The sequence below is a fragment of the Bradyrhizobium sp. genome, assembly GCF_049586575.1.
In the GTDB taxonomy this organism is placed as follows: Bacteria; Pseudomonadota; Alphaproteobacteria; order Rhizobiales; family Xanthobacteraceae; genus Bradyrhizobium.
The window spans coordinates 1-5811 of the sequence record NZ_JBAVCF010000535.1 but is presented as its reverse complement, the minus strand read 5'-3'; the positions used below and the strand labels follow the sequence as shown (position 1 = coordinate 5811).

Genomic DNA, 5811 nt, shown 5'->3' with positions numbered 1-5811 from the left:
GGACGGCTGCATCAATTGCGAGTTCGGCGGCGGTGCTGCGCGGCGTATCGCTTTGCGCGAATGCCGAACTCGCCGACACCGTGAGGAAGGTTGCCGCAACCGTCATCAGGACGCGGTCATATCCTCTACGGCTCTTCCAACAGTCACGCATCATCACACCCCTTGGGTGAGCTGCCCCCGCTTACGGAGCAGCCTCGGTTAGTCCATCAAAGCTTTCGCGAAATCGCCGGCCTGATCGGGTGCCGAAGCATTTTTGATAAGTCTTTGCTCCAGAGTCCAAGTTTGGCGCGGTTGCCGCAACGATTCATACGCGGACGATACACGGGCGCCCCCTGACCAGCCAGCCACCCGAGCGCAACTCACGACAAACTGACTTCACCGTGTCCTGTCGCATCGTCCTAGGCCTTCGTTCTTGCCACGCGAGCCGCCATTTGTCTGTCACTCGCGGGCAACGGTTCAAATGTTCCGGACCGCCTGAATTTCAGACGCTTCGCCCGTGTGTTACGAGCACAGCATTGCTATCAAGCGTTATCCGCCTGATCCGTTCCCCCGCTCGCGGAATCGGCAGCGTCCTCATCGAGCTTGCGATAGAGTGTGGAGCGGCCAATTTTGAGCCGGCGTGCGACCTCCGACATTTGCCCGCGATAATGTGAAATCGCGAAGCGGATGATCTCGCTTTCCATTTCCTCTAGTGACCGCACTTCGCCGCCATTCGTCAGCACCGAAAGCATGCCCGAAACGGATGCCGGCAGGGGCGCGATAGGTATATCATTACCGGAAACCACGTCCGGCGTGGCCGCACGAAATGCCGGCTCGACGATCAGTGGCTCACCGAATGTTGCCGACATCGACGGCGAGGGCACGCCTGCCATTTGCGGGAAGTCGGCGGGCGTCAGCTGATCGCCCTCGCTCATGACGACGGCGCGATAGACCGCGTTCTCCAGCTGCCGGATATTGCCCGGCCAATCGAGTTGCGAAAGGTGCGCCATCGCCTCGCCGCTCACGCCGGTGATGTGGCGGCTTTCCTCGGCACAAAACCGGGCAAGAAAATGCCGCACCAGATGCGGAATGTCCTCACGGCGCATCCGCAAGGGCGGAACGGTGAGAGGCAACACATGAAGGCGATAGAACAGGTCTTCGCGGAAGTGTCCGCCTTTGACCCGGTCGAGCAATTTGCGGTTGGTCGCGGAAATGATCCGCACATCGACCTTGACGGGCTTGCGCGCGCCGACGGCCTCGACCGTCCCCTCCTGCAACGCGCGGAGCAACTTGACCTGGGCTGAGAGCGGCAATTCCGAGACTTCGTCGAGAAACAGCGTGCCGCCCGAGGCTTCGACGAATTTGCCGGCATGACGTTCGGTCGCGCCCGTGAAGGCTCCCTTTTCGTGGCCGAACAAAATCGATTCGACGAGATTGTCAGGGATCGCGCCGCAATTGACGGCGACGAACGGCTTTGATTTTCGCTCGCCGCTGCCGTGAATGGCGCGCGCGAATAATTCCTTGCCGACGCCGGATTCGCCCTCGATCAGCACGGGAATTGTAGAGGCCGCCGCTTTTTTTGCCGTTCGCATTACTCCCGCCATGACTTCGCTGCGGGTGACGATGTCGGCGAAAGTCAGCCGGCCTTCGCGGCTGTGGCGGATGCGTTGCAGCTCTCCCTTCAGTGCGCTGGTGGTGAGGGCATTGTGCAGGCTGACTTGAAGCCGCTCCATGCCAACCGGCTTGACGACAAAGTCCTGGGCGCCGGCGCGCATCGCCGACACCACATTGTCGATGCCGCCATGGGCGGTCTGCACCACCACGGGGATTGAAAGTCCGGCTTCGCGGATTTTGACCAGCACACCCATGCCGTCGAGCCCGGGCATCACAAGGTCGAGCACGAGCGCATCGATGGCGGGGGCGTCGGGGGCGGTTAATAGCGCGATCGCGGCATCGCCGGAATCGACCATGACGGTCTCATAACCGCATTTTTGCACCATATTCTCAACCAGGCGGCGTTGCACCGCATCGTCGTCGGCGATCAAAATGGTGGCAGCCATGGTGTTCCTCACACGCAACAACTATCTGTCTCGAATCGGGGCACTCTGGCCGATGCCGATTAACGACCGCTTAAACCTTCCCGTCGCCGGCGCCCGGCTCGCTGCTCTTTTGATCGAATGCAGGTTTCGAACAAGATGACCTCACGCTCCGCATCCGCCCTTCGCCGACCGCCCGCCCAACGCAAGACGAACTCCAAAAAAGCCGCCAGGGCGGAAAAACTGCCGGAATGGAATCTTTCCGATCTGTATTCCGGGATTGACGCGCCGGAAGTGGCGCGCGATCTCGACAGGTTGGATGCCGAATGTGTCGCGTTTGAGAACGACTACAAAGGCAAGCTTGCCGAGCGGACCGGAGGCGAGGGCGGCGGCCGCTGGCTTGCCGGAGCCGTCAAGCGCTTTGAAGCGATCGACGATCTTGCCGGCCGGCTCGGTTCCTATGCAGGTCTGGTGCATGCGGGCGACAGCGTCGATCCCGTGATCTCTAAATTCTACGGCGATGTATCGGAACGGTTGACCAACGCTTCGATCCATCTGTTGTTCTTTGGGCTCGAGCTGAATCGCATCGACGATGCGGTGATCGACAACGCGATGCGGACGGCGGAGCTTGCGCATTATCGGCCCTGGATCGAGGATCAGCGCAAGGACAAGCCTTATCAGCTGGAAGACCGCGTCGAGCAGTTGTTCCACGAGAAGTCGCAGAGCGGTTATGCCGCCTGGAATCGTCTGTTCGACCAGACGATATCGTCCTTGCGTTTCAAGGTATCCGGCAAGGAGCTTGCGATCGAGCCGACGCTCAACCTGTTGCAGGACCGTGACGGCAAGCACCGCAAGGCGGCGGCGGAAGCGCTGGCCAAAACGTTCAACGCCAACGGGCGGACCTTTGCGCTCATCACCAATACGCTGGCCAAGGACAAGGAAATCTCGGACCGCTGGCGCGGCTTCAAGGATGTTGCGGATTCCCGCCATTTGAACAACCGCGTCGAACCCGAGGTGGTCGATGCGCTGGTCAGCGCGGTGCGCGCGGCCTATCCGAAACTCTCGCACCGCTATTACCGGCTCAAGGCCGGCTGGTTCGGAAAGAAGAAATTGCCGCATTGGGACCGCAATGCGCCGCTGCCTTTTGCTGCGACCGGTGCGATCGCATGGCACGATGCCAAGAACATGGTGTTGTCGGCCTATCGCGGCTTCTCTTCGGAGATGGCCGGCATTGCCGAACGCTTTTTCACTGATCGCTGGATCGACGCACCGGTGCGGCCGGGCAAGGCGCCCGGCGCCTTCTCGCATCCGACAACGCCGTCGGCGCACCCTTACGTGCTGATGAATTATCAGGGCAAGCCGCGCGACGTGATGACGCTCGCCCACGAACTCGGGCACGGCGTGCATCAGGTGCTCGCGGCGAAGAACGGCGCGTTGATGGCGCCGACCCCCTTGACGCTGGCGGAGACCGCAAGCGTGTTCGGCGAAATGCTGACCTTCCGCCGCCTGCTCAGCGAGACCGGGAGCGCCAAACAGCGCCAGGCGCTGCTCGCCGGCAAGGTCGAGGACATGATCAACACGGTGGTGCGTCAGATCGCGTTCTATACTTTCGAGCGCGCCGTCCACACCGAGCGCAAGAACGGCGAGTTGACCGCCCAGCGCATCGGCGAAATCTGGCTCAGCGTCCAGGGCGAGAGCTTAGGCGCGGCCATCGATATCCGCCCCGGCTATGAGAATTTCTGGATGTACATCCCGCATTTCATCCATTCGCCGTTCTACGTTTACGCCTATGCGTTCGGCGATTGTCTCGTGAACTCGCTCTATGGCGCTTACGAGAAGGCGCAAGGCGGCTTCGCCGAACGATATCTCGCGATGCTCTCGGCCGGCGGCACCAAACACTATTCCGAACTGCTGAAACCGTTCGGACTGGACGCCAAGGACCCCCAATTCTGGAACGGCGGTCTCTCCGTCATATCTGGCATGATCGACGAGTTGGAGGCCATGGGCTGACCGGCCCGGGTGGATCGGCGCGATTTGCCTTCCGAATAACCTGATAGCCGGGCAAAAGCCGCCCGCACGGCGTTGCCCTGCCTTGCGGTTTGCGGTATTTCGACGCTAACGCTTAGATTCACTGGGGAGACCGATGGCAGACCATAGCGAAGTGGCCTACACGACCGCTGACGGCAACGATTACGTGGCCCATGAGCAGACCTATGAGGGCTTTATCAAGCTCGTGAAATACGGCACGTTCACGGTTGTGGTGATCGTGGCGCTGATGGCCTATTTCCTCGTCTGATGCTCTGACCACTGGTGCCGCCGACCGGCGCCGCAATTTGAAGACACTCGCCGCGTTTCGTATTGGTCGTTCCCTGAACGGCCGGACCCAGTCTTGTGAAATAGTGGTCATTGCTAGTTTGCGCCGCCGGAGGCTCCATGAAGATTGCCGTCGCCAAGGAAATTGATCCGTCGGAGCCGCGGGTCGCCGCTTCGCCCGATACGGTGAAGAAGTTCAAGGCGCTGGGCGCCGAGGTCGTCGTCGAGCCGGGCGCCGGAATCAAGTCCGGCTTGCCGGATTCGGAATTCACCGCTGCCGGCGCCACCGTCAGCGCCGATGCGCTCAACGGTGCCGATATCGTCATCAAGGTGAAGCGGCCGGAAGCCGCCGAACTCAGCCGTTACAAGCGCGGCGCGCTGGTGGTTGCCATCATGGATCCCTATGGCAACGAGGCGGCGCTGAAGTCGATGGCGGATGCCGGTGTCTCGGCCTTTGCGATGGAGTTGATGCCGCGCATCACCCGCGCGCAGGTGATGGACGTGTTGTCTTCGCAGGCGAACCTCGCCGGCTATCGCGCGGTTATCGAAGGCGCGGAAGCCTTCGGCCGCGCCTTCCCGATGATGATGACGGCGGCCGGCACCGTTCCGGCGGCCAAGGTATTCGTGATGGGCGTCGGCGTCGCCGGTCTGCAGGCGATCGCGACCGCGCGGCGTCTCGGCGCCATCGTCACAGCGACCGATGTGCGGCCGGCGACCAAAGAGCAGGTAGAATCGCTCGGCGCCAAGTTCCTCGCCGTCGAAGACGAGGAGTTCAAGAACGCGCAGACCGCCGGCGGCTACGCCAAGGAAATGTCGAAAGAGTATCAGGCCAAGCAGGCTGCGCTCACCGCCGAGCATATCAAGAAACAGGACATCGTGATCACAACCGCGTTGATTCCGGGGCGCCCGGCGCCAAAGCTGGTTTCGGCCGAGATGGTCAAATCGATGAAGCCGGGCTCCGTGCTGGTCGACCTCGCGGTCGAGCGCGGCGGCAATGTCGAGGGTGCCAAAGCTGGCGAAGTCGCCGAGCTCGATGGCATCAAGATCGTCGGCTATACCAATGTGGCTGGCCGCGTTGCCGCCTCGGCATCGAGCCTTTACGCGCGTAACCTGTTCAACTTCATCGAGACCATGATCGACAAGGCGAACAAGGCGCTGGCCGTGAACTGGGACGATGAGCTGGTGAAGGCGACGGCACTGACGAAAGACGGCGCCGTCATCCACCCGAATTTCCAGCCGAAATAAGGAGGAGAAGCCATGGAGCATCTCGCGCAGGCCGTCGATCCCTTCGTGTTCCGGCTTTCAATTTTCGTGCTCGCTGTGTTTGTCGGCTATTTCGTGGTGTGGTCGGTGACGCCTGCGCTGCATACGCCGCTGATGTCGGTGACCAACGCGATCTCCTCGGTGATCGTGGTCGGTGCGTTGCTGGCGGTGGGCGTCGCAACGATCTCCAGCGGCAGCGGCTGGGCGCGCGGTTTCGGCT

At 61.5% G+C, this 5811-nt stretch carries 5 protein-coding genes; 4 read left to right on the top strand and 1 reads right to left on the bottom strand.

Translation table 11 applies throughout. From position 1 onward, the window contains the following. Window positions 1-521: 521 nt before the first annotated feature. On the bottom strand, window positions 522-2039 hold the full coding sequence (locus tag WB528_RS20185; protein ID WP_423890173.1) for a sigma-54-dependent transcriptional regulator: 1518 nt from the start codon (window positions 2037-2039) through the stop codon (window positions 522-524). 135 nt (window positions 2040-2174) lie between these two features. On the opposite strand from WB528_RS20185, the gene WB528_RS20180 reads away from it, so the two are divergent. From WB528_RS20180 to WB528_RS20165, 4 genes are all read left to right on the top strand, one after another. Further along, on the top strand, window positions 2175-4025 hold the full coding sequence (locus tag WB528_RS20180; protein WP_423890172.1) for a M3 family oligoendopeptidase: 1851 nt from the start codon (window positions 2175-2177) through the stop codon (window positions 4023-4025). 133 nt (window positions 4026-4158) lie between these two features. Then, a complete protein-coding gene (locus WB528_RS20175; protein ID WP_422250172.1) occupies window positions 4159-4311 on the top strand; it encodes an aa3-type cytochrome c oxidase subunit IV in 153 nt (50 codons plus the stop codon). Between the two features lie 137 nt (window positions 4312-4448). Further along, a complete protein-coding gene (locus WB528_RS20170; RefSeq protein WP_423890171.1) occupies window positions 4449-5573 on the top strand; it encodes a Re/Si-specific NAD(P)(+) transhydrogenase subunit alpha in 1125 nt (374 codons plus the stop codon). A gap of 12 nt (window positions 5574-5585) precedes the next feature. Then, the coding region (locus WB528_RS20165; protein ID WP_423890170.1) for a proton-translocating transhydrogenase family protein at window positions 5586-5811 on the top strand (226 nt) is incomplete at its 3' end.

Coding starts and splice junctions, on each gene's coding strand:
- WB528_RS20185 (WP_423890173.1), bottom strand. CDS start 2,039: ATGGCTGCCACCATTTTGATCGCCGACGACGATGCGGTGCAACGCCGC.
- WB528_RS20170 (WP_423890171.1), top strand. CDS start 4,449: ATGAAGATTGCCGTCGCCAAGGAAATTGATCCGTCGGAGCCGCGGGTC.
- WB528_RS20175 (WP_422250172.1), top strand. CDS start 4,159: ATGGCAGACCATAGCGAAGTGGCCTACACGACCGCTGACGGCAACGAT.
- WB528_RS20180 (WP_423890172.1), top strand. CDS start 2,175: ATGACCTCACGCTCCGCATCCGCCCTTCGCCGACCGCCCGCCCAACGC.